Source organism: Staphylococcus pasteuri (assembly GCF_030547725.1).
Taxonomy (GTDB): domain Bacteria; phylum Bacillota; class Bacilli; order Staphylococcales; family Staphylococcaceae; genus Staphylococcus; species Staphylococcus pasteuri.
The window spans coordinates 146,688-173,327 of the sequence record NZ_JAUOQO010000004.1; the positions used below are offsets into that span (position 1 = coordinate 146,688).

At 31.4% G+C, this 26,640-nt stretch carries 29 protein-coding genes; 17 read left to right on the forward strand and 12 right to left on the reverse strand.

Going from position 1 to position 26,640, the window contains the following annotated elements; translation table 11 throughout:
* Window positions 1–83: 83 nt before the first annotated feature.
* Entirely contained in the window at window positions 84–758 is a 675-nt protein-coding gene (locus Q4528_RS05710) for a YIP1 family protein (RefSeq protein WP_046467310.1), read from the reverse strand.
* Window positions 759–991: 233 nt separating this feature from the next.
* Between Q4528_RS05710 and Q4528_RS05715 the strand changes: the two genes are divergently transcribed.
* From Q4528_RS05715 to Q4528_RS05725, 3 genes are read left to right on the forward strand one after another with little or no spacing between them, the layout of a single operon-like run.
* Window positions 992–2,122, forward strand: a complete 1,131-nt coding sequence (locus Q4528_RS05715; RefSeq protein ID WP_046467311.1) for an efflux RND transporter periplasmic adaptor subunit — start codon at window positions 992–994, stop codon at window positions 2,120–2,122.
* A complete protein-coding gene (locus tag Q4528_RS05720) occupies window positions 2,119–2,805 on the forward strand; it encodes an ABC transporter ATP-binding protein (protein WP_017636712.1) in 687 nt (228 codons plus the stop codon). Before Q4528_RS05715 ends, Q4528_RS05720 begins: the two co-directional genes overlap by 4 nt.
* Window positions 2,798–4,000: an ABC transporter permease gene (locus Q4528_RS05725; RefSeq protein WP_017636711.1), complete on the forward strand. Its 1,203-nt coding sequence runs from the start codon at window positions 2,798–2,800 to the stop codon at window positions 3,998–4,000. The genes Q4528_RS05720 and Q4528_RS05725 overlap by 8 nt, the downstream gene beginning before the upstream one ends.
* A gap of 189 nt (window positions 4,001–4,189) precedes the next feature.
* On the opposite strand, the gene Q4528_RS05730 is transcribed toward Q4528_RS05725, so the two are convergent.
* On the reverse strand, window positions 4,190–4,924 hold the full coding sequence (locus Q4528_RS05730) for an SDR family NAD(P)-dependent oxidoreductase (RefSeq protein ID WP_303520815.1): 735 nt from the start codon (window positions 4,922–4,924) through the stop codon (window positions 4,190–4,192).
* Window positions 4,925–5,168: 244 nt separating this feature from the next.
* Here Q4528_RS05730 and Q4528_RS05735 point away from each other — a divergent pair, with 244 nt between their 5' ends.
* The 3 genes from Q4528_RS05735 (at window position 5,169) to isaB (ending at window position 8,004) form a co-directional block, all read left to right on the forward strand.
* On the forward strand, window positions 5,169–6,011 hold the full coding sequence (locus tag Q4528_RS05735) for a patatin-like phospholipase family protein (protein WP_029056631.1): 843 nt from the start codon (window positions 5,169–5,171) through the stop codon (window positions 6,009–6,011).
* Window positions 6,012–6,188: 177 nt separating this feature from the next.
* Window positions 6,189–6,899 carry an SDR family NAD(P)-dependent oxidoreductase gene (locus Q4528_RS05740; protein WP_046467314.1) on the forward strand — a complete coding sequence of 237 codons (711 nt, stop codon included), beginning with the start codon at window positions 6,189–6,191 and terminating at the stop codon, window positions 6,897–6,899.
* Between the two features lie 583 nt (window positions 6,900–7,482).
* Window positions 7,483–8,004, forward strand: a complete 522-nt coding sequence (gene isaB / locus Q4528_RS05745) for an immunodominant staphylococcal antigen IsaB family protein (RefSeq protein WP_046467315.1) — start codon at window positions 7,483–7,485, stop codon at window positions 8,002–8,004.
* Between the two features lie 492 nt (window positions 8,005–8,496).
* Here isaB and Q4528_RS05750 read toward each other — a convergent pair whose 3' ends face one another.
* From Q4528_RS05750 to Q4528_RS05765, 4 genes are all read right to left on the reverse strand, one after another.
* Entirely contained in the window at window positions 8,497–8,709 is a 213-nt protein-coding gene (locus tag Q4528_RS05750; protein ID WP_017636704.1) for a hypothetical protein, read from the reverse strand.
* Window positions 8,710–8,863: 154 nt separating this feature from the next.
* The gene (locus Q4528_RS05755; protein WP_046467316.1) at window positions 8,864–9,058 is read right to left on the reverse strand and encodes a VraH family peptide resistance protein; all 195 of its coding nucleotides are present in this window, start codon (window positions 9,056–9,058) and stop codon (window positions 8,864–8,866) included.
* Between the two features lie 19 nt (window positions 9,059–9,077).
* Window positions 9,078–10,958, reverse strand: coding sequence for an FtsX-like permease family protein (locus Q4528_RS05760; protein WP_046467317.1), 1,881 nt, complete (start codon window positions 10,956–10,958; stop codon window positions 9,078–9,080).
* Window positions 10,948–11,706 (reverse strand): ABC transporter ATP-binding protein, encoded by a 759-nt coding sequence (locus Q4528_RS05765; RefSeq protein WP_046467318.1) that lies wholly within the window; start codon window positions 11,704–11,706, stop codon window positions 10,948–10,950. The genes Q4528_RS05760 and Q4528_RS05765 overlap by 11 nt, the downstream gene beginning before the upstream one ends.
* A gap of 277 nt (window positions 11,707–11,983) precedes the next feature.
* On the opposite strand from Q4528_RS05765, the gene Q4528_RS05770 reads away from it, so the two are divergent.
* The 3 genes from Q4528_RS05770 to Q4528_RS05780 all read left to right on the forward strand — a co-directional run bounded on the left by Q4528_RS05770 (window position 11,984) and on the right by Q4528_RS05780 (window position 13,496).
* The gene (locus tag Q4528_RS05770; RefSeq protein WP_176745274.1) at window positions 11,984–12,121 is read left to right on the forward strand and encodes a hypothetical protein; all 138 of its coding nucleotides are present in this window, start codon (window positions 11,984–11,986) and stop codon (window positions 12,119–12,121) included.
* A 27-nt stretch (window positions 12,122–12,148) separates the two neighbouring features.
* Window positions 12,149–12,724 (forward strand): signal peptidase I, encoded by a 576-nt coding sequence (lepB, locus tag Q4528_RS05775; RefSeq protein WP_046467319.1) that lies wholly within the window; start codon window positions 12,149–12,151, stop codon window positions 12,722–12,724.
* 229 nt (window positions 12,725–12,953) lie between these two features.
* The gene (locus Q4528_RS05780) at window positions 12,954–13,496 is read left to right on the forward strand and encodes a GNAT family N-acetyltransferase (RefSeq protein ID WP_046467320.1); all 543 of its coding nucleotides are present in this window, start codon (window positions 12,954–12,956) and stop codon (window positions 13,494–13,496) included.
* 65 nt (window positions 13,497–13,561) lie between these two features.
* Here Q4528_RS05780 and Q4528_RS05785 read toward each other — a convergent pair whose 3' ends face one another.
* From Q4528_RS05785 to Q4528_RS05800, 4 genes are read right to left on the reverse strand one after another with little or no spacing between them, the layout of a single operon-like run.
* A complete protein-coding gene (locus tag Q4528_RS05785) occupies window positions 13,562–14,194 on the reverse strand; it encodes an ABC-2 transporter permease (RefSeq protein ID WP_017636696.1) in 633 nt (210 codons plus the stop codon).
* Entirely contained in the window at window positions 14,194–15,036 is an 843-nt protein-coding gene (locus Q4528_RS05790) for an ABC transporter ATP-binding protein (protein WP_017636695.1), read from the reverse strand. The genes Q4528_RS05785 and Q4528_RS05790 overlap by 1 nt, the downstream gene beginning before the upstream one ends.
* A gap of 48 nt (window positions 15,037–15,084) precedes the next feature.
* A complete protein-coding gene (locus tag Q4528_RS05795) occupies window positions 15,085–15,807 on the reverse strand; it encodes a DUF3169 family protein (RefSeq protein WP_046467321.1) in 723 nt (240 codons plus the stop codon).
* Window positions 15,804–16,007, reverse strand: a complete 204-nt coding sequence (locus tag Q4528_RS05800) for a helix-turn-helix transcriptional regulator (protein ID WP_046467322.1) — start codon at window positions 16,005–16,007, stop codon at window positions 15,804–15,806. Before Q4528_RS05800 ends, Q4528_RS05795 begins: the two co-directional genes overlap by 4 nt.
* 134 nt (window positions 16,008–16,141) lie before the next feature.
* On the opposite strand from Q4528_RS05800, the gene Q4528_RS05805 reads away from it, so the two are divergent.
* The 3 genes from Q4528_RS05805 to Q4528_RS05815 are packed head-to-tail and all read left to right on the forward strand — an operon-like array spanning window position 16,142 to window position 17,405.
* A complete protein-coding gene (locus tag Q4528_RS05805; RefSeq protein ID WP_046467323.1) occupies window positions 16,142–16,669 on the forward strand; it encodes a DUF3267 domain-containing protein in 528 nt (175 codons plus the stop codon).
* Window positions 16,670–16,693: 24 nt separating this feature from the next.
* Window positions 16,694–16,894, forward strand: coding sequence for a hypothetical protein (locus tag Q4528_RS05810; RefSeq protein ID WP_046467324.1), 201 nt, complete (start codon window positions 16,694–16,696; stop codon window positions 16,892–16,894).
* Window positions 16,878–17,405: a MepB family protein gene (locus tag Q4528_RS05815; protein WP_046467325.1), complete on the forward strand. Its 528-nt coding sequence runs from the start codon at window positions 16,878–16,880 to the stop codon at window positions 17,403–17,405. The genes Q4528_RS05810 and Q4528_RS05815 overlap by 17 nt, the downstream gene beginning before the upstream one ends.
* A gap of 463 nt (window positions 17,406–17,868) precedes the next feature.
* On the opposite strand, the gene Q4528_RS05820 is transcribed toward Q4528_RS05815, so the two are convergent.
* Together Q4528_RS05820 and Q4528_RS05825 are read right to left on the reverse strand one after the other, a co-directional pair.
* Window positions 17,869–19,593, reverse strand: a complete 1,725-nt coding sequence (locus Q4528_RS05820; RefSeq protein ID WP_046467326.1) for a glycoside hydrolase family 3 protein — start codon at window positions 19,591–19,593, stop codon at window positions 17,869–17,871.
* Window positions 19,594–19,607: 14 nt separating this feature from the next.
* Entirely contained in the window at window positions 19,608–20,444 is an 837-nt protein-coding gene (locus Q4528_RS05825; RefSeq protein ID WP_046467327.1) for an HAD family hydrolase, read from the reverse strand.
* Window positions 20,445–20,495: 51 nt separating this feature from the next.
* Between Q4528_RS05825 and Q4528_RS05830 the strand changes: the two genes are divergently transcribed.
* The 5 genes from Q4528_RS05830 to uxaC all read left to right on the forward strand — a co-directional run bounded on the left by Q4528_RS05830 (window position 20,496) and on the right by uxaC (window position 26,631).
* Window positions 20,496–21,728 (forward strand): AraC family transcriptional regulator, encoded by a 1,233-nt coding sequence (locus Q4528_RS05830; RefSeq protein WP_046467328.1) that lies wholly within the window; start codon window positions 20,496–20,498, stop codon window positions 21,726–21,728.
* Between the two features lie 408 nt (window positions 21,729–22,136).
* Complete coding sequence (locus Q4528_RS05835; RefSeq protein WP_046467329.1) at window positions 22,137–22,778, forward strand: bifunctional 2-keto-4-hydroxyglutarate aldolase/2-keto-3-deoxy-6-phosphogluconate aldolase; 642 nt, start codon at window positions 22,137–22,139, stop codon at window positions 22,776–22,778.
* A gap of 4 nt (window positions 22,779–22,782) precedes the next feature.
* Complete coding sequence (locus Q4528_RS05840) at window positions 22,783–23,793, forward strand: sugar kinase (RefSeq protein WP_108000187.1); 1,011 nt, start codon at window positions 22,783–22,785, stop codon at window positions 23,791–23,793.
* A 15-nt stretch (window positions 23,794–23,808) separates the two neighbouring features.
* Window positions 23,809–25,212, forward strand: coding sequence for a glycoside-pentoside-hexuronide (GPH):cation symporter (locus tag Q4528_RS05845; protein ID WP_029056613.1), 1,404 nt, complete (start codon window positions 23,809–23,811; stop codon window positions 25,210–25,212).
* Between the two features lie 15 nt (window positions 25,213–25,227).
* The gene (gene uxaC / locus Q4528_RS05850) at window positions 25,228–26,631 is read left to right on the forward strand and encodes a glucuronate isomerase (protein WP_046467331.1); all 1,404 of its coding nucleotides are present in this window, start codon (window positions 25,228–25,230) and stop codon (window positions 26,629–26,631) included.
* The last annotated feature ends 9 nt before the right edge of the window (window positions 26,632–26,640 follow it).

The following is a 26,640-nucleotide window of genomic DNA, read 5'->3' on the forward strand; positions in this document are numbered from 1 at the left end:
AGATAGATTATCGCAATTCGACTAACTATACTCATACATAATTATATCCTGAGACACATACCTATGCCCCAGGATAATTAATTTTATTGCATATTAGCTAAGCCTTTCATAGATTCTGTAAACGCAGCTCCTCCTAGCGTAAAGCCAACCATCACGATTAAGGCAATGACTGCCCAAATAATAGATGCTTTTTTAGAAAGTTTACTTGTACCGTAATAAACTGTAAAAATAACATAGGCAGCTAATAAATTCGATAAACTAAAGGCGGCTAAATAATTATTACCCTTGTCGAATATATTCAGGCTATCTAATTGAGTTTCTGGAATTGTAAGACCAAATAATGCTTGTATCGCATAAACAATAATTGAAAATGAAGTTGTAATGATTAAGTAAGAGATAGATGCAGAAAAAATATGTATTGCTTGTGCATCAGATTTCATAATTTTAGAGATAACTAAGAAAATTACAAATGTGATTAATAATCCTAGGATAAGACCACCAATTGATTGTCCAATAGTAACTGCTAAATTGAATTGATTTTGTTTATCAATTTCAGATTGGCTCATTCCCATATCTTTGAGCATTTTGGTGTTGTCAGTTATATGTGCAGTTAAAAGTCCTAAAATAATAGATAACACAATAAGTACAATCAATTTCACTATCCATTTAGGATTTTGACGGATTTTTCTAAAGTGATCAACAAAAGGTAAGTTAGAACTTGTCTCTTCTTCAGTCTGTGTTGCATTAGATTGTTCCATTTATGTATCTCTCCTTTTTTAATATTTATTAACAGAATAACATTGTTAACTAATATTTAAAATATCAATTTTTATTTTGAATAAGTATAATAAATAGACTAAGTAAAAATAATATTAAAAACATTTCATTAATCTCAAACTTAAAAATAACTTAAATATCCTTAAATTCAATATATATAATAATTAAAGTGTGTTATCATGCAAAATATAATACATTTTAAGGAGCATAGGATATGAATAAGAAACTATTATGGAGTATTATTGGCGTGGCAATTATCTTACTTCTTATCATTGCCGCATTTATCGCAAAGCAATCAACAAGCTCTGACGATAAAGATAGTAAGGGATACGATACATATACAGTTAAAAAAGAAACACCGATTAGTTTGGAAGGTAAAGCATCTCCCAAATCAGTCAAAACATATAACAACAATAGCCAAATAGGCACATTCCAAAGTCCTGCCGTAGACGATGGTCAAAAGGTTAAACAAGGCGACCGTCTCTTAAGCTACGACACGAATAATAGTAAACGCCAACAACTCGCAAATAAAGTTGATCAAGCACAACAACAAGTGAACGATGATTATCAAAAGATCAATCAAAGTCCAAATAACAATCAACTACAGTCTAAATTGACGCAAGATCAAAGTTCACTTAATGAAGCACAACAACAATTATCACAACATGATAAACAAATGAATGACAGTATTTATGCATCATTTGACGGTAAGGTAAATATTAAAAATGGTGAAGATGCTGGTGAAGGTCAACCTGTTCTACAATTGATTTCAGACAATCCACAAATTAAATCAACGGTTACTGAATTTGATGTCGATAAAATCAAAGAGGGTGACGAGGTTGATGTAACCGTGAATAGTAACGGTAAAAAAGGCAAAGGTAAAATCCTTAAAGTAGATGAACTACCAACTAGCTATGATGATAGCGCGAGTGGTGAATCAAGTGGAGCTCAGGCAAGTGCTGGAGGTCAAGGCGAAGATAGTGAAGAAGGCGCAAGTGCAGCCCAAGCTTCTAATCCAACAGTTAACAATCCTTCTGGCGGTAAAGAAGGAGATACGTCTAAATATAATGTCATTATTGGTGATTTAGACATCCCTGTACGTGCTGGATTCTCTATGGATGCTAAAATTCCTTTAAAAACTAAGAAATTACCTAATAATGTGTTAACAAAAGATAATGATGTATTTGTAGTAGATAAACATAATAAAGTTCATAAACGTGATATTAAAATTGATCGCAGTAATGGCCAAATTATTGTGAAAAAAGGACTTAAAGCAGGTGACAAAGTCATCAAAAATCCTAAAGGTAATCTAAATGATGGAGAAAAAGTTGAGGTGTCATCATGATTGAATTGAAAAAAATCAATCGACACTTCAAAAATGGTGACGAAACGAATCATATCTTAAAAGATATTGATATCCATATTGATGAAGGCGAATTTATCGCTATTATGGGACCATCCGGTTCAGGTAAGAGTACCCTCATCAATATCCTTGGATTTATTGATCGTGGTTATGAAGGTGAATATCTTTTTAATGGTGAAAATTATAAAAAAAGTTCAGATAATAAACTCGCAACCATTCGTAATCACACAGTAGGATTTGTCTTCCAAAACTTTAAGCTTATTCAAAATAATACAATTCTTGAAAATGTCAGCATCCCACTCATATACAACGGTATGGGTAGTAAAGAACGTAAAGACAAAGTATTGAAGGGATTAGAAGATGTTGGCCTTCACAACAAGGAAGACTTACTTCCCAATAAATTGTCTGGTGGTCAACAACAACGTGTAGCTATCGCAAGAGCCATTATCAATGAACCTAAGTTTGTCATTGCTGACGAACCTACAGGGGCTCTTGATTCAAAAACATCAAAAGACATTATGGATTTATTTGTAACGTTAAATAAAGAAAAAGGTACAACCATGATTATGGTAACCCATGATCGTGAGGTCGCGAACAAAGCGGATCGTATCATTCATATTTTAGATGGTCGTGTGAAAGAGGAAGAGGTGTTGGCGCATGAGTAACTTTTCTAATATTTTGTCTGTCGCCTTTCGCTCTATTTTAAAAAATAAACGCCGTAATATCTTTACGATGATAGGGATTATTATCGGTATTGCTGCTGTTATTACAATCATGGCATTGGGTAATGGTTTCAAAAAGACAACCAATGAACAATTTGATGATGCAGGTGCAGGTAAAGACCAAGCCATGATTACTTATATGACAGAAGATATGAGTGCACCTAAAGACAACCCGTTTAAACAAGAAGATCTCAGTGTTGTAGAACAAGTTAAAGGTGTTAAAAGCGCGAAAGTAAAGGAAAGTAAAGATAGTACTTATGCCGCTAAAATTACAAATACTCATGGAAGTGGCGATGTTGATTTGAAAAAAGCGAGCCAGGTCTCAGACGTTGATCATGGACATGGTTTTACAAAAGATGATAATGACACACAGGAAAAAGTTGTGGTTATAGATAATAAAGTCGCTAAAAAAGTCTTTCATAATGCAGATAGTGCGGTAGGAAAATCAATTTATATTAATGGGGAAGGCTTTAAAGTCGTTGGTGTTGGTGATGCAAGCGGCCAAGATGCGAGTGGCATGCCTCTCGAAACGGTTGTTCAAATGCCAACGAAAACAGCTGACCATTATATGAGTAACCTGTCTCAAGGAACACCTCAAATACAAGTAAAGGTCAATGATGGCGAAGATAAAAAAGAGATCGGTAAAAAAGTTGAAAAAGAACTGAATAAAAAAGGAACTGGTGTTTCAAATGGCCAGTATAGTTTTAATGATAACGAAGAAATGATGAAAAGCATTGGTAAAGTCTTAGATACCATCACATACTTTGTGGCAGCAGTCGCAGGTATTTCACTATTTATCGCAGGTATTGGTGTCATGAATGTGATGTATATTTCTGTTACAGAACGAACAGAGGAAATTGCGATACGTCGTGCCTTCGGTGCTAAAGGTCGAGACATTGAAATACAATTCTTAGTTGAAAGTGTTGTACTTTGTCTACTAGGTGGTATTATCGGCTTAATACTAGGTATTATCATCGCTACAGTGGTCGATATAGCAACACCAGATATGGTTAAAAGTTCAGTTAGTATAAGTTCAGTCATCTTGGCTGTAGGCGTATCAACGCTTATTGGTGTTGTCTTCGGTTGGATACCAGCCCGCGCAGCCTCTAAAAAAGAATTAATAGACATTATTAAATAATAATATTTCAATTTTAACTAAATATATATGAAAAGTTCGTCACAATTATCATTTGTGGCGAACTTTTTCTACTCCAATTATTATAATATAAATAATATTTTCTGAGATACAGTATTTATTTTTATAACTAAAAATTAACAAGTTGGTATGAGATGTATTTATGTTTAATTAACATTTTATCTATATTAATTAAATCGCTGTAATGCCACCATCTATAACAAATTCTGAACCTGTAGAGTAAGAAGCCTCATCGGATGCTAAGAAACAAACCATGTTTGACACTTCTTCAACTTCAGCTATACGTCGCATTGGTATTTGTTTAGCAAATTCATCGACGGCTTCTTTAACATCTTTTTGTTGAATCATAGGTGTATTAATAACACCTGGGTGAACAGAATTTACGCGAATATTATACGGCGACAATTCATGTGCTGCAGCTTTAGTCATACCTCTTACTGCAAATTTTGTATCAGTATAACCAATGGCACCTCCAACTAATCCATCAATAGAAGAAATATTGATAATGGCACCATTTTGTTGTTCTTTCATTACCTTAGCTACTGATTTGATACCTAAAAAGACAGAGACTTGGTTAATATTAACAATCTTCATATAATCGTCTAGTGTTAAAGACTCTAACGGCTTGTTATAAGTCATACCTGCATTATTAACTAGAACATCAATTTTATTCCATTTTGCTAAAACAGTTTCAATTACATTATGCCAATCATCCTCACTAGTCACATCATGTTTGATAAAAAGCGCATTAGAGCCTAAAGTTTTGGCTAATTCATTTCCTTTTTCCTCATTGATATCAGTGATAACGACTTTAGCACCATGTTCTATAGCTTTTTTTGCCTGCATTTCTCCCATACCTTGAGCGCCACCAGTAATAATCATTACCTTATTATTTAGCTTTTGCATATTGTTATTCCTCCTTAAAAATACGACATTCCTTTATATGAAATAATTATAAAACTTATTATAAATAAAGTGTAATACTAACTAAAAATTATGATGATTTTTGTTGTGCGAATCTTTATTATTTAAAATTTTACCTGCTATAAGTACAATGCTTTTAACTGTTTATATAATGGGAAATAATATATTGTATATAATCATAGTAACAACATGTAATTTAGACGGAATAACGAGGGGGTAGTCTAAAATGAGTAAGGATAAAGCACTTGTATTAGGCGGCGGTGGTATTACAGGAATTGCTTGGGAAGCTGGCGTACTAGCAGGGTTAATAGATTCAGGTATAAAAATGAATCAAGTAGATAAGATATTAGGTAGTTCTGCAGGTTCATTTGTTGGAGCGATTTTAGCAAATAATCAAAACATGCAAGCATATTATCAAGATTTAGCAACACATCATAGTGAATCCGATAATGCTCAACTTGATCCAGCGATATATGGCTTGTGGACTAAAGCATTTATTAAAGGTAGGGATAATGAACAATTAATCGGTCAGTATCTAGGAGATATTATTAATAGTCACCCATCAAATGTTTCACCAGAGACTCGAAGTGATTCAATACAACAAAGATTAGGTAATGCTAAATGGACGGATCAACTTGAAATTACTGCGATAAATGCAAGGACAGGCAAGTTGTCGACTTTTAATGAGAATAGCGGCGTGAGCTTAAAAGAAGCAGTGACTGCTAGCGGTGCTGTGCCAGGTCTTTGGCCACACATTAATTTATTGGGAGAATCTTGGATTGATGGTGGTATGGTTTCATCAACAAATGCGATGTTAGTGTCAGACTATCAAGATATTATTATTCTGGCTCCTCTTAGTCAAAAACTAGGTCAAGTGCCTTCAGTGTATGAAGAAGCGGAGAAATTAAAAGAACAAAGTAACGTTACCTTAATTGTACCTGACGAAAACAGTAAAGGTAGTATAGGTCAAAATATTTATTCATCAAAAAATATTAAAGAAATTGGTGATGCTGGATATGAACAAGGGAAGACACTAGCGACATCTTTAACTGAAAATATTGAGAATTAGAAATAAAATATGAAATTGTAACAAAAAAACCTCATTAATGATTGTATTGAGGGAATTTTTTCTTTAACAATGAAAGTATCATTGTCAGCTATTATATTAAGAGGTGTGTCTAGTTAATAAAGCAATATTGTAGTAATGTAAATTTAAAGAGATAAGTCATGAAAAAGGAGACTTAATATGACACAAAAAGTATTAATTACAGGTGCGAATAAAGGATTAGGATTTGAAACGGGGAGACAATTAGGAAACAAAGGATGGGCTATTTTATTAGGTGCTAGAGATGAAGTAAGAGGTACTGAAGCGGTAAAGACGTTACAACAAAAAGGTATTAATGCGGAATGGATCAAAATTGATTTCAATGATTTAACAACCATTCACGAAGCGGCAAAATATGTTGAAAATAACCATGCTGATTTAAATGTACTCATTAATAATGCAGGCATTTCAGGAAATATGGAAGCATCTCCATTAGATGTTGATATTGAAGAATTAAAAACAGTGACAGAGGTCAATGTTTATGGAAACTTTGAAATGGTTAAGTCGTTCACGCCAATCCTAGCACGCAATAAAGGGAGAATACTCAATTTAACCATTCCTACTAAACCAAGTAATTTTTTCCATCCATTTAGTTATATGACAACGAAAACGGCACTCAATTCAATGATTAAATTATTTGCGAAGTATTTTAAGAAACATAAGATTTCTGTTGAAATATTTGGAGTCATGCCTGGTGGTATTACAACAGATTTAAATAATAACCAAAAAGGCTTTTTAATGCGTACAGTAAATGAAGGTGCACAATCAATTGTTAATGTAATAATGGATAAGCGTAATCATAACGGGAAAATTTTGATTCGATTGAGACCTTTTAAAATATTTAAAAAATAGAAATGAAGAGTTATAAGTACCGTTATTAAGAGCGTAAAATATAGAATAAAATTATAAGATTTATTTTATCTATTATTGTATAATATTTAAAGTAAGCAAGTTGAATGATGGTGGCTAATCTCATAATAATGGGGTGATGCCTATGATTTTGGTTGTTACTCCTAGAAAGGAGTAACATGACTGATTATGAAATATTAATGATCGTTTTAACGATTATTGGCTTAATATTAATTAGTAGTAAGCAAAATTAATAGACCATCTCAACTTTAGCAATTAGATGGTCTAAATAGACAATTTCAAAAGCTACCGTCTTTTTAACGGGCTTACATAGGCGCAAGTGTTGGTAGCACTTGTGCTTTTTATTTGTTGCTCTCTATTAAATAGAGAAACAATTTACACCCTTATTATATAATCCATTCCTATATATGTAAATATTTATATTATTTTTGAGAGTGATGTATCTAGAATACAGAACCAAGGAATGTGTAATTTGAAACGTTGTAACTTTTGTGTAATAATGTAATCGAAATGTAATCGCTTGCATTTGTATTGCATTTCAAAAAATAAAGAGGAGAGATTGAATATGAAAAAGACTACAAAAGCAGTTGTTGGATCAATGTTAGCAGTAGGAACAGTATTCGGAATCGGCGCCTCAGTAGAAACACCACAAAGTAACGAAGCACATGCAGCAACACAACCTTATTATAATTATCAAGGTCATGCAGGTAATGACACAAGCTTTTTACTTACTAACCAATTTAAAAATGGAGTTAAATACGGAAATGTTAAATTTAATGGTAAAAAAATAGTTCAGACAAAAGGTGAAGGCCGCGTTAATATTTATGATCAAAGATTTTCTGGCGTAACAAAATCAGGTAAAAGTGCATCAGATGTTTCATTTGATGTCAAAGATAATTTATCAGTTTCGCAAATTAAGAACTTTTACGGCAATGACTTAAACAGAGTAGGTCCACCTAATACGCCGGAAAGTAAAGAGTCTGTATACAGTTATAGACCTTCTAACAATGGACCAAACGTTCTCTTTACTACGAAAAATAATAAAGTTACAAATGTTAGTGTAACTTATCAAGGAATTGGATTTTAATAATTAAATATAAGTTGATGTAATTGAATAATTAAACCATTTAAATTTTAATCGATAGAATTATAAAAGAAGGGCAGTCTAATAAGATTACGCATTAGGCTGCTTTTTTATATTGAGGTTTTGATATGACATCTAATTCAAAAAATTTGTAACTTAATGATTAGATTTGAGATAAGCGGGTATATAATATGAATTATTATTATTTTAATAATTTGCATCTGTAAAAAACTTAATTTGTTTAATTATCAAAAGTAAGAACAAATAGTTTTTACGCTTAAATTAAGTTGTTATATACATTTTATAAAAATGGTGTTATACTACAAGTAGTTTGTTAGGTAAAAAATCTTGTTTTTTTTAAGTCTATGTACGCCCGTTCAGCGGACATAGGCTTTTTTTATTATATATAGAAGTTATAAATACAAACACAGCTAAATTGATTCAAAAAAAAAGCTACTCGCTTATTAAATAGCAAGTAGCATAAATATATGACAACTAATGAATGATGACGTAGGACAAACCTGTTAACGTAAGTGTCAGAATAATTGTTAAAACAAGTATTGTTATGATTTTTTCTTTAAAAGATACAGGTTTTAAACCTATGAAAACTGTTAAAGTAAAGAAAAATAAACTTGCGATAAGATAAAATATAAACAATATAAAGATAAAACTATCAGGATGATTTAAAAACTCTTGATATTGATTCATAAGGAAACTCCTTAATATGTATTAATAATCCCAATATAACAAACATGTAAAGTGGTAGCTAATGTTTATATATTTAAATATTCCAAGCTATAAAATATGATCAAATCAAAAAACATGTGCGCTCAATGAATAATGAGCACACACTTTTTTTATATTATAAATTCTTTTTTTCATCTCTGCGTTTTAAGAAGTAAGCGCCACCTAATAATCCGACTGGAATACCTGCAATCGGTGTGATAGCACTACTTAGTACTATGATTATAAGTGTGAGCATCACTACATTAAATAAGTTCACTTTTAAATTTTTTAAATCCTCATATGATTGTTTGATTAAGTCTTTGAATTTCATTATAAATCTCTCCTTTATTTTATATCGTTTTTTTAATAATGCGATTTGAATGTATGAAAGCAATGAGTGCAAATGCGAAATAGACGAGAGAGTATATGACCATTACGACAATAATAGGTGTGTAAGAGACGTTACCCATCAATTTCATAAACGCAATTGCTGCAAAAAGTGCGTGTAATAAAGCAATGATAAGTGGTAAACCGAAATTAAAGATAATTTTCAATCCGAGTCCTTTCAACATATCCATTTGAGTGAAACCAATTCGTTTTAAAATACGGAAGTTATCAATCTCATCTTCGGTTTCGTCCATTTGTTTAATATAAATGATACAACCGGCAGTGATAAGGAATGATAAACCTAGGAATGATGTGACAAAGATTAATATGCCATTGGTTGAATCTAAGAGTTTTTTAACTTCATCGCGTGGTTGAATTTCAGGATTGATCTGTTTAGCAATAGCTGCTGCTTTCTTCATATCAGTATGATCTTTGATATTGATGCCATACATATTTTGCATGATGTCATTTGTCTTCAATTTATTAAATTCGGCCCTGCTAATTTCAATTACTGGCATATTAGTCGTCAAATCAAGGGGAAGCATTGTTTCTTTATCCTCTTTTGTTACTTTAAACGTTTGTTGTTGTTTACCTTCGACAGTAACGGTTTTATTTAAATTAATTTGCATCATACCTGGTGTATTTTTAGTATTTGTAATAATTGCATTGGTGCCTTTAAGTTGATCATTAGGTACTAAAACGTTTTTGGCAGACATACTTTTACTATCATCTTTTAACGTCATCACCTTATCTTCTATTGTTTCGGCTGAAATAGACTCATACGTTTTAGTGCTATATCCGATATGATTTTTATCTAATTGCTGTTTGAATTGTTGTGCTTGTTTTTTGGATGAAAAATCAAAATCTTGTGGTGACATTGTTTGGAAAGTATTATTACTATTTTCCTGAGTTATTGTCGCAAAGCAAAGGACAGTTACCGTGATCGCTGAAATCACTGCAATAACAGTAAGCGACATCGCATTTTTCTTCATTCTATGCATAATTGAAGCAGTGAACACGACATCCGTAATAGATACATGACCATTTTTGAAATGTTTCAATGATTTAAAAATGAGTGATACAGAACTTCTGAAAAATAAATAGGCACCAACGACCGTTAAAAATAATATGATGAATGGTGAAGTCATAGTAAATGTTAATTTTTTAAATGTACCAAACATTTCAGTCGCTATATAGTAACCGAACACTATCATGACAATGCCTAATATACCGCTTAATACTTCTAAAAATGTAATTTTAACTTTTGTAGTTTCAGTTTGACGGCGGTCTTTCATCAATGCCAATATACTGCGTTTTTTCAAAAATAAATAACTTTGAAATAAAATAAGTATAAAAGCAGTGAGTAATAAAAATAATGTTAATGCTAAAGCCATAGGTTCAAAATTAATAGATAATTTTACTGTTAAATGCATTAACTTAGATGCAACATATAGTAAAAATTGAGAACCAAATATACCTAAAACGATGCCCAATAATCCAGTTATTACAAAAATAGCGATCTGTTCGACACAAAGCATTCTTAAAATATTATTTCTAGTAAAACCTATCAACTGAAATAACGCAAATTCTTGAGTACGTCTTTTAATAAATAGGTGGTTGGCATACATTAAGAAAATCGCTATCATAATAAATAAAAATATTGAGCCGACTGATGCACCCTTTCGAATAATAGCTAAAGACTGATCATTATTAATACTGTCAGTGAACTGTAATGTCGTAAAACTAAAATATAATATGATACTCAATAACAATGAAAATAAATACATACCATAATGTTTTATATTCATTTTTAAATTTTTGAGTGTAATTTGATTAAATGACATTCGCTACACCACCTAAAGAAGATTGCAGTTGAATAATGTTTTGATAAAAATCTTGTTTAGAATCTTCTTCTTGGTTTATTTCAGAATGAATATGTCCGTCTTTTAACATAATGACACGTTTGGCAAAGCTCGCTGCGACTGAATCATGTGTGACCATAATAATTGTTGATTGGAATGTACGATTCATTTCTTCAAGACGGTTGAGTAAATCTTTCGCACTTTTCGAATCTAATGCACCAGTTGGTTCGTCGGCAAAAATAATCTTCGGTTTATGCACAAATGCTCTGGCAGCGGCTGTTCGTTGTTGTTGACCTCCTGATATTTCACTTGGATATTTATTTCCCAGGTCATGAATACCTAATGCTTCAGTGACTTCTTGATAAGATTGTTCCATTTCTTTTTTGCCGTAATGCTGAACTGATAAAGGTAGCATAATGTTTTCTTTAACCGTGAGAGTTGGTAATACACTGTAATCTTGGAAAATAAATCCTAATGACTTTTTACGATATTGTGCAAGTTGTTTATTCTTTAATTGACTAATATTGTGACCGTCAACAATGACTGAGCCGCTTGAAATTGTATCAATCGAACTTAGAACATTGAGCAATGTTGTTTTACCAGACCCTGAAGGCCCCATTATTGCTACAAATTCTCCCTTTTCAACTGAAAAATTAATATCATTCAATGCTTGATATTGCTTCTTCTTACCATAAATTTTTGATAAATGATCGACTTGTAAAATTGACATGTTATCACTCCTTATTGCTTATATCTTAATTTTAGGAGCAATAAGATATTCCAGCCTTTATCTAAACTTACAAAATACGCTACCAAACTTACAGCATTGAAAGGTTAGATTTAAGAGGGAAGGGATAGTGGATTTTTGAATTTTTATAGAGGATTAACTAATAATAAAAAATAAAAGTTTAGTTTTTGTAAATATAATTGAAATAAATAATTAAGTTATGTAATGATAGAATTAATTGATTTTACATATGAAAATTTAATTTAAGTTGAAGCATCAAATGAAAGATGGAGAAAAATTATATACCGTCACAGTGGATACTAAACAAGGTAAACGTGTTGTGGTTTTACCTAAAAAACAGTACGACAAAGTGCAAAAAGGACAGCACATTAAAATAAAAAATGGTGTTGTAGAATAGTGATTAATAAATGCGAGGAGAGCTTATATGGGAAAAGAATTAGTTGAGTGGATTATTACCTTAGCGACAGGTATTATCATAGCTATCATTCTAACTGTATTTATCGGTACTTCATATACGGTATCGGGAGAATCAATGCATCCCACTTTTGAAGATAGAGATAAAGTTATAGTGAATAAAATTTCGAAAACATTGAATCACATTGATTCAGGGGATGTTATTATTTTTCACGCTACTGCTAAAAAAGATTATATTAAACGGTTAATTGGTAAACCTGGTGATACTGTTAAATATAAAAAAGATCAACTGTATATAAATGATAAAAAAATAAAAGAGCCTTATTTGAAAGAAAATAAAAAGAATAAAGTAAGCAAATATTTAACAGAAGATTTTAATTCCAAGACACTGAAAGGTGCTAAAGGGCATGCTAAAATTCCTAAAGATAAGTATCTAGTATTAGGGGACAATAGACAGAACAGTATAGATAGTAGATATGACGTTGGGCTAATTGATAAAAAGCAGATTGTAGGAAAAGTTATGTTTAGGTATTGGCCTATCAGCAAATGGGAAGGCGGTTTTAATCCAGATACTTTTCCAAATTAAATGTTAACAATCTCCATAGTTGATTCATTTTTATGTAAACAATGAATTGATTATGGAGATTTTTTATAGGCGTGGATAATTGGCACGGCTGTGGATAGATTTTGATTGATATTCTTTAAAACACTGTTATATCAGGGGTTTGATATGTAATTTGAGTTATCCACAGCATATGTTAAAATGTTGATAATTAACAGAATTGTGTGACAATAATGTAAATGGGGTGTAAAGCATGTTTGGATTTAAGGTAAACGATGAAGTGACTTTAAAAATATTAGAAACAAGAGAAGCGGATGCACTTTTTAAACTTATAGATCAATCACGAGCGTATTTAGCAAAATGGTTACCTTTTGTAGAATATACAAATCAAGTTGAAGACAGTCAGAAATTTATTCAAGCAGCATTACAACAATTTGCTAGTGGTAATGGATTCCACTGTGGCATTTGGTCAGAAAATGAATTAGTTGGTGTGATTGGCTTACATTATATCGATACTGTTAATAGAAAAACGTCTATTGGTTATTATTTAGGTGAAAGTCATCAGAAAAAAGGAATTATGACGCAATGTACTAAGGCGGTTATTGATTATGCATTTAATGAGTTGGATTTAAACCGTGTGGAAATTAGAGCTTCAGTGGAAAATACGAAAAGCCAAGCTATTCCAAAAAGATTAGGATTTACAAAAGAAGGAAAATTACGAAGTGAAGAATGTGTACAAGGAAAATTTACAGATAGTTATGTATATAGTTTATTAAAATCAGAATGGCAATCATAGAAAAAAGACTAGGCGAGATTAGGGCATAATCATAAGGTTAGCCCAATCTTACCTAGTCTTTGATTTTATAAATCTTGCTTGTTGAAAATCTTAATAGATAAAATGTATGAAATTACTGTTGTCATAATACCAAATAATGCATAAATGATTAGTACAACTTGATTGAAAGGTGTTAATACATTTTCAATATTATCTGCACCACCCATACCAGGGAATACAAAGGCAAATACTACAATGAAATAGAATAGCATTACAATAAGAACCGTTGTTGTTAAAACAGCATTTGAATTTTCAGGACCAAATTTAAAAGTTAATGGAAATGCGACAGCATATGTGCCAGCAGCTCCTATGCCAATAAGAGCAGATGCTATGATTATATTTAGATTATGATTAATAATCGTAAGTGATACTGTACCAATTACTAGTCCTATTACTATTAAAATACAATTTAAAAGAAAGTAACTTTTGATATAAAGATTACGACCTGTAGGTAATGTTGATACATAATACATCCATTTTGATTCTTTTTCATGTTTTAAATTATCTGAGATTGGTGAAATGAGAAATAACATTGAAATAAAGCAAGATATTAATGGACTTGTTAAAGCCATAAATAAAGATACAACGATAGAAACAATGAAATAAGTGATTAATGATTTTTTTGCTGTATAAAGCATGCTAAGGCATAGACCTTTCATTATTGTTCACCTCTCATTAAAATTTTTGTCGCATCATCAATGCTAGAAAGTGGCTCTGCACCTTCAATTTGATGATAATTATTAACTAATGCGATTATTCTATTTTGTCGTGTTCGAGATGCAACTATCATTTCATTAGGTACTTTGAATTGCTCTTCATCAACGTCTAAAACTCCGTAATTTTCAAGTAATGTTCGTTTATCTTCTTCTAAAATAATACATCCATCTTTCATAAATACGAGTTTAGTGGCTAATTGTTCAATATCTTCAGAGATATGGGAAGAAATTAATATACCATTATCTTCAGCTACAAAATCTTCTAATATTTCAATGACTTCTTCACGACCTGAAGCGTCCATACCTGCTGTTGCTTCATCAAGTATTAGTAGATGACTATCATGAGCTAAAGCAATAGCTAAAGCAGATTTCATACGCATACCTCTTGAAAATGATTTAATTTGATTTTTAGTTGGCAATTCAAACTGCTTAATTATTGAAAAGAAACGATCACTTTTCCAAGTTTTGTAAATATTACTAAAGACTTTATCTATATCAGTTAAAGTAAGTTTATTCGGTACGCGTAAATCATCAAAGACGACACCAAGATGTTCTTTATATGAAAGATCATTATTTGAAATTTTTTGGTCGAAGAAATAAATATCTCCTGTATCTTTATGACGATTGCCTACTAAAGTATTGATGAGGGTAGACTTCCCTGAGCCATTCTTACCGATTAATCCTACAACTTCTTGAGGTGTAATCGACAAATTAATATTTGAAAGTCGAAATTCTGAATCTTTATAAGACTTATTAAGATCTTGAACATTTAAAAGTTGTTCCATGAATATGCCTCACTTTCTAAAATATATTTAAAAGTATGGTAATTACATTTAAGATTTATAAAATTTTCTAACTTTAGACAGATAGCCAAATGCATTATATATAAATAAAACAATAAGAAATATTACACCCATTGTTTGATTAATACCAGAGCTTATTGAATGGATTGCTAAAAAGATAGCAAATACAATGATTAGAACTAAATTAATGTGATAAGTTTTAAACATTGATGTAAGAGTTATGTGACGCTCTCCTTCGTCCATAATTGATAATAACTTTTCAGTATATTTATGTTCTCCTAGTTTTGGATAACGTTCATCGACTTTTCTGGCATATAACCCTATTAGAAGAGCAGGAATGACTGTTATCATATATGGGATAATAGCAAATAATACATAAATATCTTTAATATTTCCTATAACAAGAATTAATAAAAAGATTAAACTAATTAAAATTTGAAAGTAGTATATAAAACTGGCATTTAAAAATTTCAAATTAGATTTTTCTTCGGATTCATCTTCGCTATATTTATTATCAGGATTGTTTATTTTATTTTTAAAATAAACAGAATTTTTTAACTCTCTGTACAAAATTACAGTTAAGATAATATTAATTAATGTCGCGATGAAACAAACAACCATAATAGAATTTTGATTGGTAAAAAGAATTTTATTAAAGAAACCCATGTCATTAAGGGTTGGTATTAAGTAGCCAGCAGCTCCTCCGATAATACCTCCAAGTAAAACTAGTAACAGATATCTACCTACTTTCATAAATCTTCCTCCTCAATGATAAAGATGTTTTCAACAGGTTCGTTAAATATTTTGGCGATTTTTAACGCTGTGAGCACAGATGGTGTAAAATCTTTTCTTTCTATCAAAGACACTGTTTGTCTGGAAATCCCAGCTTTTTTTGCTAATTGGGTTTGGTTATAACCATCACGAGCTCGTAATTCCTTAAGCCGATTTCTCAAGTGGATCAACTCCTTGTTAATTTGAGTGTATATTAATTGCGTCATTTTGACAAGTATATTTGTCAAAATGACATGTATACTGTATATTGAATATAACAATGAAATGCAAAATATAAACAAAGGGGAGAGTATGATTGCAACGTATTGATATATTGAATAATGAAAATTTAATGAAACAGTTTTCTCAGTATATGATTATATCTTTTATTGGCTTTGGGCTTATATTTTGGTTGATAGAAAAAAGTACAACCACAAAGTTTTTATATGACTCGGCCATAATTAATATATTGAGTATTATTATTTTATATATTTTAATATTTACTATTCATGAGTGTATACATGGTATCTTTTTCAAGTTATTTTCACCTCATCAAAAAGTGCATTTTGGTTATTCAAGTGGAATGATTTATTGTGCAATTCCAGGTGGCCAATTTACACCAATGACTTTTTTAATAAGCGCAATCGCACCTTTTATGATTATAACTATGATTTTAATCATTGCACTTTATTCAGGAGTATTACCTAAATTTTTATTCTTATTTTTTGCGACATTCCATGCTGGTAGTTGCGTTGGTGACTTTTATTGGGTGATTAAAATGATACAGGCACCTAAAAATTCTACAATTGAAACTACGGATGAAGGTATTATTATTCACGAATAATTTTAAACAAAGGGGCAATTCAATATGAAAGATAGAGGATTTATAATTTCGAATTTATTAAATGTATTGTTAATGGTAGTGATTGCTTTAGGAGTGACTTTTAATCATTTAATTTTAGCTATTATCATTGCTATCGTTGCAGTAATAAATGCAGGCTATCTAATTTATAAAAGTAATGAAATCAATAAAAGGAATAAAGGTAAAGCAAATGGCAAAAAATCTTGAATCATTTCAGTCAATAACACCATTGCAAGAATTGGAAAATATTTATCAAACTAAAATAGTAAATACAGTTCAAGTCGAAGAGTGGAATCAAGAATATGAAGCGATGGAATTTGAATTGTTTCAATATCGTATTAAAAGTAGATTGGGCAAAAAGACACCAAAGAAAAAGGGCTATTTTGTAACTCTATGGGAGAAGGATAAAAATCATCAAAATATACCTATACATTTTGATAAAATGAGTGACTATTTAATTATTCACATTTTTGATCAGGAACTTAACGGCATGTTTGTGTTTGATAAGAAGACCCTTTTAACCAAAGGCATTTTAAGAAATATGAACCATAAAGGTAAGATGGCATTTCGTGTTTATCCAACTTGGGATACAGATTTAAATACTACGGCCTTTAAAACACAACAGTGGCAGAAATCCCATTTTATAGATTTAAGCCAAACTTCATTAAAACAACAAAAGCCCAAACTAGATTCGTTACTAAATCATGAAATAAATTAATTAGACTTTTTTAATTTCTATAAATCAATCTCCAAAAATAAAAGTAGTTATTTCATGGATTTCATTAAGGTGTTGTGACATATCATTTATGTACAAATTGGACAAAGGATTTTATCTTGGAGCATCTTTTAGTTTCAATTTACATATAAATACGGAGCATTTTGGCGAGACTCTTGAGGGAACAGGACAAGCTGAAGACCTTAGAAATCCTTACAGATTTATCTGTGTAGTATTTCTGGCTGAAGCTGTCCCCTAAGAAGGGACCCAACACAAAGAAACTGGTTTATCCAGTTTCTACAAGCAAAGCAGGTTGGACATAGGGAGCCAATAATGCGAAGTATTATAAATAAAGAAGCCAGTAAATGAATTTATAAAACTCATTTACTGGCTATTTTTCTAGGGTTTATTCTTATACTGTTTTTTGTTCTATAACAAGCATATTAAGCAGAAATCCCACTAACTTCTATAATTTAGCTTGCCATTTATTTGTCCAAACTAGGTCGTTTGGTACCCCTTTAAAGTCTGATTCTCCCATGATTTTATCTACCACTGTTTCTAAACTGATTTGATTTGAATGATAAGCATTGATATATGCTTTAACCATTGTTGCGTCATGTAAATGAGTTGTGAAGTTAAGTGAAGTGAATACTGTTGGTACTTCATGTACATACCAAGGGATTTCATTACTCATAGCAGTTGACCAACGGATACGGTAGTTGTTTTCAGCAGCGTAACCTACAATATTGGCAAATACTAAAGCAGCATCAACTTCATCACGATATTCTAAAGTTTTACCTTTAATACGTGTTGAACCGTCGTTTACTGTTACATTAAAGCCTCGTTTTTCTAAGATATCTACTAAATTATCTGTAAGTGAGTCATCAGATTTGTACAATCCATTTTTTTCACCTTCAATAACATAAAGACGAATGTTTTTATGTGTTTCAGGTCGAATAGGTAATTGGTTAAGTGTATTTTTCACTAGTGTAATACCTAAATCAGCTGCTTCTTTTTGTATTTCAATATGTTTATCACAACCAACAACTTCTAATGCTTTTTCATCTTTTTCTAAAGTGTTATTAGCTTGTTTTTCATGTAGATTAATTTTTGCTTTTAATCCAAGAATACGTCTTACAGCATCATTTAAACGTTCGTCAGTAATAACGCCGTTTTTATAACCATTAAGCATGAAATTAAAATCTTCTTCAATATCGTTAAAGAATAAGAACATGTCACAACCAGCAGCAATGGCTTGAGGTACATAATCTTCACGTTTCATCGCAGCTGTCATACCTAACATATGACTCGCATCAGTTACAACAAGTCCGTTAAAGTTTAAATCATCTTTCAATAAATCTGTAATTAATTCTTTAGATAATGTTGCTGGTAAAATGTCTTCATCATTTAAAGCTGGGTTTAATTTTTTAGAGTAGTGAGGTAGTGCGATATGACCAGACATAATCATTTCAACGCCATTATCAATGTGATTAGCATATACTTTACGGAAACTTTGATCCCATTCGTCTGGAGTCATTTCATTTACGCCTAAAACAAGGTGTTGATCTCGTTCTTCTGTGCCATCACCTGGGAAATGTTTGATACATGTAATCATATCTTTTGTTTGGTTAAAGCCTTCGATAAAGGCATTTGTATATTTAATCACTGTGTCAGCATTTGTTCCGTATGCGCGAGTATTAACGATAGTATTTCTCCAATTTTCAAGAATATCAACACAAGGGTCAAAGTTGATATTTACACCTAATGCACTAGATTCTTGTCCAGAAACATATCCTGCATTATATGCAACTTTAGTATCTTGAGCTGCTTCACATTGAGCTGCAGAAGCAATGTAAGTACCGTCTTTACAAGCGCCATTACCACCTGAATCACAATTGGCAGCGATGAGTAATGGGATTTTACTGTTATGTTGTAAATCGTTAAGTAAGTGTTGTACTTGTTGTCCATTGCCACCTTGGAATCTTGCGCCTCCAATATGGTATTTATCAAGAATATCTTTATTTGTTAATTCATTATCATTAAAGTTTGCATCGTCTTCTAAAAAGAATAAATTGAAAAATAATTGACCAATTTTTTCTTCATCTGTAAGTTCTGATAGTGTATTTTCTACCCATTGAATTTGTTGATCGTTAAGATTATAAGGTTTAGATTTTAGATCTACTTTTACCATAAATAAGCCACTCCTTAGTCAAAATTATTATAAAATTGTTGAATTACACGGTCTTGAATAGTATTATCAAACTGATTATTAGTAAATAAATCGATATAAGTATGATCTAGGTCATACCAAGATTGTGCTTCATGTCCCGCTAATATTGGATAAAAATGAACATGGTTGTCTTGAGCTGCTTGTAAATCTCCTCTGGCATCTCCTAATACTAAAATATGGCCAGATTTGTAAAATGGTTTTAGTTGGTTAATACAATGCTTTTTAGTGCCTGCTTCTTGCGCAAATATACTTGAAAGAAATGGTGTAAGTTCATGCTCTGTCCATTCAGTTTCTACTGCTTTTAAATTGGCAGATGATACAATAACAATATCTGCATCTTTATGTGCATGTTTCAAAGCAGAATGTACATTATCAAATGGACCTATACTAGGTAATTTCACGATTAATTCATTTACTCGATTAGACCAATCTAAAGCTAAGCGTAGTCCTTTCTTTTCTGGATGCGCTTTCATATCTTGTTCTAATTGAGGATTAGAAAATGTTGAAGTGTTGTCTACCCATTCTTTAATGTCTTGATAGCCGTCAACTGTACGACCTTGCTCATGTAATTCTGTGAGCATTTTTTCCAGACCTTGAAATCGATTAATACCTCGTGTGATTTCATATAGGTTAAATTGGTTCCAACGTTCTAGTACTTCGTCTTTTATATCGTCCAAGTTCCAAATATCAAGTAGGGCTGGACCAAAAGCACGTTCATGTTTAATCGTCATTGTATCCATTCCGCAACCATCTGAATCTACACAAATGAGATAGTCATGTTGAGGTTGAAAATGTTCTAGTGAATAATTCAAATTTTTCAATCCTTTCCATTCTGTTTATAGTCTTAAGTGAAGGTGATTATTATGTTGAATCAACAAATTTTTGATGTTTTAAAAGTTCATGCATTTGAATTATTAATGGTTGATATAAATCATTATGACTTATCCGATATTAAAAATATCAGTAACCATTTAAAGTCTCCTTTTACCAATACTAAAAGTAAAAAATACAAATTAGAGTTAAAGAAACTTTTAGAAAATATGAAAAGTGATTGTATTTATCATTATGTGAATCAATTTGATGTTAATTTTTTATTATTTAAGTATAGAAAATATAATCGAGTTGTCATTCTCGGACCTTTTTTACATCAACGTCCTAATGAAAAAAGATGTCATGAGATGTTACAACAAGTACAAATTAAATATTCTAAATTATCAATTTTAAAACAATACCTTTTACAAATACCTGTTTGTCAATATAGCCAAGCATTAAAAATGGGGCGTCTAACAGTACGATATTTGAAAAATAGAAATGTAAATTATAAAGTTGAAGAATTAGATTTTAGTTTTCACCGTAATCCTGAATCCCATTCGCACGACAAAGAACAATATGAATATACATTTAACCAAATCAAAACAGCTTATGACATTGAGAATAAGATGCTAACAGCAATTCAAAATGGCAATATTGATGAAGCGTTAAATCTATATTCCGTAATGAAAGTTTCGGTTTCCGGTATTAGGCGTGTAAAAGATGATTTATTAAATCAAAAATACAAAGCCTATCTGCTTAATACGCTATGCCGTAAAAGTATAGAAAAAGCAGAAGTGAATTTACTCATCATCAATGAACTATCAGCATATTATGCTGCTAAAATTGATGATGCTATGGATGTCGAAACATTAGAAATGGTTTCAAAACAAATGATCAGTGATTATGCGCGAACAGCATTAAATGTAACATCATTAAATTATAGTTCTAATATCAACACAGTCATTCAACATATTAAAATTAACTTAGACCACCCGATACATCTAGAAGAATTGGCTGATTTAGTTGGGTTGGCGCCATCATATCTTTCAAGATTATTTAAGAAAGAAACAGGTCAGTCTATGTCTCAATACATTATGAAACTACGTGTTGAAAAAGGACGAGATCTATTAATCAATACGCCTATGACAATTGAAGAAATAGCAAACTATGTAGGTTTTAAACAACAAGGCTATTTTTCAAAATGTTTTAAGGAACAATATCAACTTGCGCCCTTAGAATATAAAAAATCTTACAATGGTGAAAACGATGAAAAAGTTACATAACGTAAATGTTTATGATTTTGTTTAACTTTTACATTACATTTTAAAATTATCATTCATTTTTGTTTTTCACTAGTTAAACACAAAGAAAAATATGCAAATAGCTGATTTTTCTGAAAATAACGTCAAAATTTTATAAAAGACTTAAAAAAATTACAAAAAATCATATAAAATTATGCTTCTCAAATGCAATTTAGTACGGCTAGTTGTTTCATTCACTGAATTCACACTGAAAATGAGCATATTTTAAAAACCCTTTGATACCAACACTTTTTTAAGATTGGATGAGAGGGTTTTTATTTTTTATTAATTCCTAGTAGTTTACACTGAATTGACGTTTTCTCATTTGGAAATATAATGAAGTTGGGTTGGCGAAGAAAAAAACTTTTTAAATAGCAAGGAGCTGAGTAAATGAAAAAAGCAGAGATATTAAATCGTTTACATGAAAATTACCTTGTAGCTTTTGTAAGAGGTAAAAGTAAAGATGATGCTATCGCAGCTGTAAATCAAATGATAGAAGGCGGTATTTACAATATCGAAATTACCTTCACAACACCACAAGCTGAAGAAGTTATTCAATATTTAAATCAACATCAAACACATGACGATGTAGTGATTGGTGCAGGTACAGTTTTAGATAGTACTACCGCTCGATTAGCTATTTTAAATGGAGCAGAATATGTAGTTAGTCCACACTTTGATCCTGAAATTGCTAAAATGTGTAACCGTTATTCAATACCTTATTTACCAGGTTGTGGATCAGTCACAGAAATTGTTCAAGCAATGGAAACAGGTGTTGATTTAGTAAAATTATTCCCTGGAGATTTATTAGGAGCTAATTTTATTAAAAATATACATGGACCTATTCCACATATTGAATTAATGCCATCTGGTGGCGTGTCATTAGATAACATGGAAGACTGGTATCAAAAAGGTGCGTATGCAGTTGGAATTGGTAGTGCATTAATGAAAGGTTCCAAAGACGGTAACGATTCAGTTATCAAAGAAAACACACAAAAATTTGTCGAAAAATTCAAAAAAATAAGAGGGTGATGAGATGTCATTCATCACATTTGGCGAAATTTTAATGCGATTAAGCACACCGAATCATCAAACCTTCAATCAAGCTCAATCATTTGATACGTACTACGGTGGCGCAGAAATGAACGTCGCCATAGGATTATCAGGATTAGGCGTTGATACTGCAATGATTAGCGCTGTACCTAACAATGATTTAGGAAACCAAATCATTCAAAACTTAAAACGGTATAACGTTGATACAAAGCATGTGAGCCAAGCAGAAGGAAGGTTAGGACTCTATTTTACTGAAAGTGGATATGCACAACGCGCACATCGACTTATCTATGATCGTCAAATGAGTACATTTAGTCAATTTTATCATCGTGATGATGATATCGAAGTAATACTAAAGGGGCATGATTGGTTCCACATAACAGGTATTACAGCTGGTTTGAATAACGAGCTATTACAATTTTTGAAAAAAGCTGTAAAAGTAGCCAAAAAGCTAGGTCTATTTGTAAGTTGCGATTTGAATTTTAGAGCTGCTTTATGGGATTTTGAAACAGCTAGAAAAGAAATGTCAGACATATTATATGATGTGGATTTAGTCTTCGGTTATGAACCAATTGCATTGCCAGACAATGAAGGACATGACCAAAAAGATGGATTAGATAGAATGGCTGACATTGAGGAAATACAACCATATTTAGAACAAATTCACGATAAATACAATATTAAATATATTGCGTTTGTACAGAGAAAAATTTTTAGCCATAAAAGAAACCGCTTACAAGGATTTCTATCTACACAGAATCAGATAGTAAAAACTGATCCTATAGATGTCGATATATTGGATAGATTAGGAACTGGGGATGCATTTAGCGTAGGTGTCATTTATGGGATTATGCAGAAATGGAATTTAGCAAAAATTGTTGAATTTGGAATTTATAACATGAGCTATAAACACAATATATTTGGTGATTTTAGTTATGCAAGTCTAGAAAATATTTACGCGTCTATTCAAAGTAACCGAGACATTAATAGATAGAAAGAAGGCACGATTATGGGAGACACAGTTGAAAAAAGAGAAAGTAGAAAAGTTAAAAAGCTTAATCATATTGCAGAACCTGCTTTAGGATTTAAAGAAAAGTTATCATACGGTTTTGGTGACTTAGGTAACGGTATGATGTTTGACATGGGACAAATTTATTTAATGATGTTCTTTACAGATATTTTAGGTATTTCAGCATTTTATGGTGGTCTTGTATTTTTGGTAGCAAAGATATTTGATGCATTTGTTGATACTGGTGTAGGTACTATCGTCGACTCACGACGTAATATTGGTCCCAAAGGTAAATTCAAACCATTTATTTTATATGGAACTGTACCATTAGCAATTGTAACGGTCTTATCATTTACTGCACCCGATTTTAGTTATACAGGAAAAGTAGTGTGGGCATTTGCTACATACTTACTATTCAATGCCGCATATTCAGTTGTTAACATTCCTTACGGTTCATTATCTGCTGCTATGACAATGAACTCAGATGATAGAACACAATTGTCTGTATTTAGAAACTTAGGTTCACAAAGTGCATTATTTATAGCAGGAATTGTCGTTATACCATTAGTATCAAAATTTGATAACCATGCTATAGGTTATCCAGTAGTTGTTGCTGGATTAGCAGTATTCGGTGTTATATTCCATTTGATTTGCTATAAAGGTGTTAAAGAACGTCACGTTGTTGAACGTCCTAAAGAAAAAGGTCTTAATAAAAAAGCATTCTTTAACTTAGTGAAAAACGAAGCATTTGCAGTATTAGCAATCTTTACATTATTAACAATCATGTCAATGTTCTTAATTCAATCTTGTCAGCTTTACTACTTTAAATATGTATTAGATGAACCTAATTTAGTAGGTTTAGTAAGTACATTGAACTTTGTTGTATTATTACCTGCATTATATGCAACAACACTTATTAGTAAAAAAATGGGTAAAAAAGCAACAGCACTTATCGGTATTGGTGGTTTTGTAGTATTCGAATCTATAAATTTCCTATTATTTAGTGAAAACCACATCATGTTCTTAGTAATGAATACTATTGCACAATTCTTCTTAGTTATTCCAAACACTGTCATTTGGGCATTTATTGCTGACGTTGTTGAATATGGACAATGGAAATTTGGATTACGTTCTGAAGGTATTACGTATTCTAGTTACAGTTTCACAAGAAAAGTATCACAAGCACTTGCAGGATTTGTTCCTGGATTAGCTTTAACATTAATAGGATATAAACCAAATGTAGAACAATCAGCTGGTACAATTCAAGGTCTTAAAATATTATTCTTTGCAGTACCAGCAGTGGCGTGTTTACTAGCACTAATCATCTTCTTCATATGGTATCCATTAACAGATAAACGCCATAAACAAATTGTAAAAGAACTTGCATTAAGAGAAGAAATATAAAGGAGTGTATATAGGATGGCTTTTATTAACGAAGACTTTATGCTAGAAAATGAAACAGCTAAACATTTGTATCATGATTTCGCGAAAGAAATGCCGATTTACGACTATCATTGTCACCTAGATCCAAAGCAAATTAGTGATAATGTTAAATGTGATAATATTGCCGACTTATGGTTAAGTGGTGATCACTATAAATGGCGTGCAATGCGAGCGCAAGGTATTGAAGAAAAATATATTACTGGAGACGCTGAACCACTTGAAAAATTTAAAAAGTGGGCTGAAGCATTAGAAAATTCAATTGGCAATCCACTATATCACTGGTCACAATTAGAATTAAAAATGTATTTTGAAATTGAAGACTTATTAACAAGTGACAATGCTGAAGAGATTTATCACCGAGCAAATGATTATTTAAAAGAACATAACGTGACGACACAATCATTAATCACTAATTCAAATGTTAATTTGATTTGTACAACTGATAACCCAACAGATGACTTAAAATATCATGATGAAATTAAAGAACAAAACGATTTTAAAACTGTAGTCTTACCAGCGTTTAGACCTGATGATGTGTTCAAAGTTGGTGACAAAGCATTTACTGATTTAATACAAAAATTAGAAGGCTTAACACATAAAATAGATAATCCATCTCAATTTGTAGATGCGTTAAATCAACGTATTCAATACTTCCATGACAAAGGCGGACGTCTTGCTGACCATGGTTTAGAAGAAATACATTTTGAAAGTTATACAACACAAGATATTGAAGCAATCTTCAATAAGGCTATAAATAATGAAGACGTTTCAAAATATGAAGCATTCCAATTCCAAACATTTATTTTGAACGAATTAAGTAAAGCCTATCATGAACATGGTTGGGTAATGCAAATTCACTTTGGCGCTATCCGAAATAACAATACTAAAATGTTTGAACAAGTGGGTAGAGATGCTGGATTTGATTCTATCCGAGATCAAGACAACTTAGCGTATCATTTAAACGCAACGTTAGACATGATGGAACAAGGTAATCATTTACCAAAAACAATTTTATATAATTTAAACCCAATTTATAACGATATTGTAGGTTCTACGATTGCAAACTTCCAAACTGAACCTGGTATTCAAAGTAAAGTTCAACACGGTGCTGGTTGGTGGTTTAATGATACAAAACGAGGTATGTTACGCCAAATGTCATCATTAGCAGACCAAGGATTATTAATGCATTTCGTAGGTATGCTTACTGATTCAAGAAGCTTTATTTCATACTCAAGACATGATTACTTTAGACGAATTTTATCTACTTTTATAGGTGATTTAGTAGAAAAAGGTGAAATTCCAAATGATGATCAATTGTTACAACGAATGATTGAGAACATCTGTTATAACAATGCATATCATTATTTCAAACTTATTTAGGAGGACAAT